Consider the following 5883-nt stretch of genomic DNA (forward strand, 5'->3'; position numbering starts at 1 on the left):
AAAGTATTAGGAAATGCAACATTCTCAAATCCTAGAGAATTACCAACTGGAGGAAATTAATATGGAAAAAATAACTATTGCAGGAAAAGTTCATACACTTCCTTTTCCTGTTAAATGTAAAATAGAATCAGTGAATTATATATTGTTTATCGTGAAACCATTAGGAAATGTTTTTTTTAGTGAAAATGTTTTCATGTTCGATTCAAAAGGGAATTATTTATGGCAGATTAGTAGGGAAATAGTTGATCGACATAAATCAGATGAATACACATATTTTGTAGATGGGAAATTTGATTTAAAAGAAAACGTTATTCTTTGGAATTGGGATGGATGGAAAATTACAGTTAACTCAGCTACAGGAGAAGAGTTATCGTATGAATTTACTAAATAGTTTTACTCCATGTTGGTACTGCGCACTCTAACCTAATCACCGCTTTCGCACTGGTTGGTAAGCCGTATCTCGCCTCGGTTGTGCCTTTTCGGCCAACCGACATGTGCTGTGTGGTGTTAAGTTATTAAATGCAAAGAGCAGACCTGTAAAGTCTGCTCTTTTGTTATGAAGATATTAAGCAGTTCGCTTATTGATTTTGTCGGGGTCGTCTTGTATATCGATGATTGCATTGTTCTCAATAATGATATTAAATGTTTTCATTAGTCGAGTTTAAAGCTGTCTTTTACATCGTTCCAGTTTTTAGAGGAATCAGCAGAAGCCTTTCCGCACTGGTTGGCAAGCCTGCTCTTTCCGTCTTCCGTACTGGTCAGTAACCCCGTAAGTCGCCTCGGTTGTGCCTTTTCGGCCAACCGACATGTGCTGTGTGGTGTTAAGCATTAAAAATAATCGGAGTTTCGAATCAATATTTACATAATAAGAGTTGATTTTCCTTTATTTTTTGAAGCTATGGCAATACGTATTTCATATTCATCATTTCCTAAAAGCGTTCCCATTCACCGTTAAAAATACGGGCAGATATATTATTTTTTTCGATGTGTAGTTAATAGCGCAAAGATAGTTTTTAATTGAGTTGTAGTTTTGTAAATATTTTCTCTTTAAATTTGTTGTGTAACATCATAGAGTAACAGATGGTTGGCCGAAAAGGCGCAACCACGGACGGGTCATGGTGTAGGTAGGGAGAGCGATTCGCCAACAGGGGCAGATATGTTGCAGCTTCGACTTAGATATAAAATTAAACTATGGAGTATTTAAGACGTAAGAACTCAATTTGGCAATTGTACGGTCTAGTTATTATTACGATCGGAATTTATGTTTTTTTTATTTTAATTGGGAATACAATCTTTACTATAATGGGAGTGATAATTTTGCTTCTATTTTCTCTTTTAATAATCTTTTCACAATGGCCATGCAATGTTGAAGTTGTATTTTCCAACGAGTTTATGGTCGTGAAACATAAGATTACATTGCAATCTAGGAAGTATCTTTATTCAGATATAAAATCGGTTGATTATATTTATATGAAGGTGATGGGGAGCAGGCTTATTTTTAAATGTATTGATGCTGAAAATAAATCAACACAATTTGCAATGTATAACCCCGACCAAGAATTAATTGAATTTGTAAAAGATAATATTGCAACATTTAAAAATAAGATAGATCTCTGATACTTTTAGTTTTTATCTATGTTCGCATACAATCCACCGTGCTTACCTTTTAGTACTTGTTGGCACCTTTGCTTCTCGCTTCGTGTTAAACCTTTTCTACCAACCAAAATGTGCTGTATAGTGTAATTTATTAAATGAAAGGAGTAGGCTTTTAGGCTTGCTCTTTTGTTCTGTAGTCTTGGTTATGAATATTGTATTCTTAATAAAAAAAGGGACTGCTATTTCTAACAATCCCTTTTTTTATTAAACTCTATTAAACGACAATTATTTTTTCAATTGCATTTTAATCATTGTGTCTTGTTTACCTTTCATGTAAATTTCAAGCATGAATATTTTGCTAGAAATATTGAAAATTCTTGAAGTTGAGAATTGGTATGCTTCAATACCATTCACATTTTCGAGATTTAAAATTGTAACTCGTTCATATGAGCCATCTGCATCATTTATTTTATACGCGTAAAGATAGGCATCTGATCCATCAACGTATTTTTCAGGAACGATATTTTTATCTACTAATCCTGCGTTTTTCTTTGTGTCTACAAATATCAAATAGTGCACACCTTCACCTTTAATATACTTAACGCCCATGCCACCTCTGCCTTTAAAACCTAATTGTGTTTTAGGGATTTTTATCATCCATAAAAGTTTTCCATTTTTGTCTATTTTAGTAGCAACCATATCTGTATAATAATAGATGGTTTGCGTGGATGTACCATACATTTCAGTTCTAATAAACTTTTGTTCTCCTAATATAAACGTGCTACCATCCTTTGGATCTTGTCTTACTTCTACAATTGTAAGATCATTTATACCAGCTTTTCCGTCTGTTTCTCTAGCAGCGTTTTTTGACTTCGAACGTTGGGATTCATATTGATTGATTAACTCAATTGGGAAATCATATCTTTTTAGTTCTAGTATTTTGCCAGCTTTGTTTAATTTGAAACGTAATATACCATTGATATTTATTACTGCTGCCAAATTTCCCGTCCAGTTTACTTTAAATTCAATACCATTTGCATAATATCCGGTACATAAAAGATTTCCTTCCAAATCTTCCGATATTAAGATTGATTGAAAATATAAGGTTCCTTCAATATCTAAACGTACTGTTTTAATAGTACTACCATCAAGGATTAACAATTCAAATTGTTTTGTATCGTTAATGTATGCCATCATATACCCCATACCATCTTTGGTAATTGTATAGGATAAATTGTTCATTACTTTTTCTGTATGGGGCATTTTATATTCTCCACCCCAATTTTTTGTCATATCATTATTGAAACTATAAAAACCAAGCACGTCATAATTAACAGCATCATTTTTGTCTAATGGTTTTCTTCTATAACGGATAAGTAATTTTGATTGGTCACTCGATTCAATAAAATCATAAAAAACTCCGCTGCCGAAAAGGCTTGCATAGCCTTCTGTTCCAGCACCTAGGATTGAAGTTACTTCACCTTTTGTTTCCAATAAAAGTTTAGGTGCTTTAAATGTGCCGTCTGCTAAGCTAATCTCTCTAACATTTAGCGTTAATGTTTGTGTTTTAGTAGGTGTATTATAGAAATAGTATAAATGTTCGCCTATTTTTATTATTTTTTGAACTTTGCTACCAGCAGGAAGGTCAATATATTCATTCCTGTTGATTTCTTTCATACTTGCTACATCATACCGTTGTATGGTAACCTTTATACCTGCTGTTTTTATAGAGATTGCATTTCCTTTTCCATCTGGAAAATATTGTTTGTTTCCTGCATCAACTACTTTATATGGCGTTCCTGTAGAAACTGCAAAGTCGTCCGATAGTTTTAACTGACCAAATGCTATTGCAGGTAATAATGCAAAGAACATTAAAATGATTTTTCTCATTGATTTGTTGGTTATGTTTAAATAAGGCTTTTAAAAATATATTTCTTATAAATTTTAAAGTCATCAAGATACATTCTTTTATTTTAATATTTATTTATTCTTTACTATAAGTTATACTATGTACTTAGATGAAATTTTGTTTCGTTAGGATCCTCACCTGTCTTTTCGGATGAACATTTTGTAAAAAAAGGTCGTTATTTTGTTATTTGAGTTATCGCCCAATAAAAATGGGGTAAATTTAATGTTTGTGTACTTTTGGCTAACAGTTAAAAGTATAAATTGAAATATAACCTTCAAATTATTTTCTTGCTGTCTTTGACAATTTTAATGCGTATTAAAATTCATTGTAGAATCGCCTTTACAACAAAACATAGAATTCTTCTGCAGTATAATTTATCGTTAGAACGGATACCCGATAGCAATATTTAAAATAATATTTTGTCGTCGCCAAGCGCCACTCCCTAACTTAACATTGTCTAATACCCAACGTTCTCCTTCCGGATACCAAGGCTTTCTGATAGGTGTTGCCAAATCAAGGCGTATAATAAAAAAGTTTAAATCTGCTCTTATTCCGAAACCTCCGCCAACAGCTAGTTGTGTAAATGCAGTATTGATGTTGAATTGTCCACCGGGTAACATAGGATTGTTTTTTTTCAACCAAACGTTACCTGCATCTACGAATAAAGCTCCTTTTATAATACTGATAATAGGGAAGCGGTATTCCGCACTAAACTCTAATTTAATATCTCCACCTTGTTGTATAAAGAAGGAGGATTGTAAAGAGTCAGGTAGGCGATAGGTGCCAGGCCCAATTGAATTTACTGGGAATGCACGCAAGCTGTTAGCTCCACCTGAAAAGAAGCCACGTACAAAAGGCAATGCTGTGGAGTTTCCATAGGGTACGCCATAACCCACTATCATACGGCTAGCAAGTACGGATTGCTTACTCAATTTAATATAGTTACGTACATCAATATCAAATTTTGCATATTGTGCGTAAGCTGTTCCAATAACTGTTTTAACGCCATCGGAATTCTCTGGTTTGCCAGTAAGGTTATTTATCAAACTCAATGAGTTTCCAGATATATCAATATTGCCCTTGAAAAACGATTGAACTTTTCTTTTTGGGTATACTTGTTCATTATAGGTGTAGGAATACATAATTCCTGCTATGAATTGATTTTCGTAGCGCCTGTTTAGTCCTGGGTTGTCGTTTAATAACTTCTGAAAATCAGGACTGACATTACTGACACTAAAATAACTGATGTTAATAGGCCTTAAATAATGTTCTGTAGCTAAACTTTCTTTCCATTTATAACCATAAGAAAGTTGAAGTGAACTCATTTGGAAATAATTTACTCTTTTTAAATAGGTGTAACTAGATGTAAAAATGGTATTTGGCGTAAAATAACTTGATGCTTTAACTTTAAACGGAAGAATAAATCTTGGTATCGTAAGGTTTAATTGCGGCCCGAATTCATACGTATACAAACCTTTATACTGCCCGTTTAGCTGGGTTTCTATTGATCCATGAAATCCTAAACTTATTTTCTCTCCTCCTTTAAAAACGTTTTTATCTGTTAAATTTAGACTTATTCCAGGTCCAATAAAATTATTTGATTTACTCACAAGATCAATTTCAGCACTTATCGATCTTTTGGGAAGTGGTGATAAATGTATATATACATCTAATGAAGTAGAATCTTTTTCATCTATAGTAATATCTACATATTTAAATAAATTCATACCCATTAATCTACTAACAGTGAGCTTTTGATTTTCTCTCGAATAATAATCTCCGCTTCTCAAATAAACATATTCAGAAATAGGGGCTGCTCTAAAATCTTCATTTAAATAGTACACAACATTTTCTAATAGTGTCGTATCCGTTTCATGTAGTGTATGTTTTTTTGTATAGCTACTATCTAATAAAACATATACATTGGATAAACGGTAACGTCTTATGCTTTCTTCAGTTGTTTGTGGCTTTAATTTTAAATGAAGTTTTACTGCGTGCGCATCTCCTGATGTGTCTGCCTCAAAAAGTAGAAATTCTGGATTGAAATGATAATATCCGTTATCCTTTAATACGTCATCAATTTTTGCACGTTCTGATTTTATCTTATCTAAACTATATCTTTTATCGATTTTAATACCGCTTTTAAATGTATTGATGGTTAGTAGAGTTACAATGGCGGTATCTTTTATATCGATTTTGTAATTTTTGATTCGATACATTGTACCTGTTTTTATCAAATAGTTAACCTTTGTTTTTTTGCCATTTTTTGATGTAGTAATATCATAGGTTACTTGTGCATCGAAAAGTCCATTATTGAAAAGTGCCGCACTTACTGCTTTTTGAGAAAATGATGTATTGACTGTAGAAAATAATACGGG

Annotated in this window: 3 protein-coding genes; 1 reads left to right on the forward strand and 2 read right to left on the reverse strand. The window is 32.7% G+C overall.

The genetic code is table 11. The features are described from left to right. Positions 1-61 precede the first annotated feature (61 nt). Positions 62-391: a hypothetical protein gene (locus Q0543_RS09855; RefSeq protein ID WP_299252043.1), complete on the forward strand. Its 330-nt coding sequence runs from the start codon at positions 62-64 to the stop codon at positions 389-391. Between the two features lie 1490 nt (positions 392-1881). On the opposite strand, the gene Q0543_RS09860 is transcribed toward Q0543_RS09855, so the two are convergent. Both Q0543_RS09860 and Q0543_RS09865 read right to left on the reverse strand, forming a co-directional pair. Then, positions 1882-3486, reverse strand: a complete 1605-nt coding sequence (locus tag Q0543_RS09860) for a hypothetical protein (protein WP_299252046.1) — start codon at positions 3484-3486, stop codon at positions 1882-1884. 399 nt (positions 3487-3885) lie between these two features. Beyond that, positions 3886-5883, reverse strand: a 1998-nt coding sequence (locus Q0543_RS09865; RefSeq protein WP_299252049.1) for a BamA/TamA family outer membrane protein, incomplete at its 5' end; no start/stop codon positions are given.

This window comes from uncultured Cytophaga sp. (assembly GCF_937863595.1).
GTDB lineage: Bacteria > Bacteroidota > Bacteroidia > Cytophagales > Cytophagaceae > Cytophaga.